This window comes from Clostridium tarantellae (assembly GCF_009295725.1).
Taxonomy (GTDB): Bacteria; Bacillota; Clostridia; order Clostridiales; family Clostridiaceae; genus Sarcina; species Sarcina tarantellae.
Window position 1 is genome coordinate 1 of sequence record NZ_WHJC01000676.1, and the last position, 409, is coordinate 409.

Consider the following 409-nt stretch of genomic DNA (forward strand, 5'->3'; position numbering starts at 1 on the left):
TTAAAGCTCCATTAGAAAGCATTCCCTCTGCTGCATTATACTTATAAACTGGATTACTTCCTGTTGGCACTGTTGGTGGATTCACTGGTTCTGTTGGTGGTGTTACTGTGCCGGATACTAAGGTTAATGTTACTTCTCCAAGACTTGGACCATAGTTTATTCCATCTCCATGGAACTTAATAGTGTTTGTTCCGCTATTTAAATTTATTGCCACAGTAAAGGTCTTAGCATCTCCTATGGACCATCCATTAGTTGGTGTTGGAGTGTAAACTTCTCCTGTGCTTGTTCCATTTATATCTATCTTTAAGTTTCTATTAGCATCTGCTCCTATATACTTCACTGCTAAATTATACTTTCCTGCAGCTGCTACATTTACAGTTAAGGTAGTTGCACCATCACTTGGTCCTCC

General features: G+C 39.1%; 1 protein-coding gene. It reads right to left on the minus strand.

Annotated elements, in window-relative coordinates:
- Positions 1-409 (minus strand): carbohydrate-binding protein (locus GBZ86_RS19090; RefSeq protein ID WP_479690759.1); only part of this gene is annotated, 409 nt, incomplete at both ends.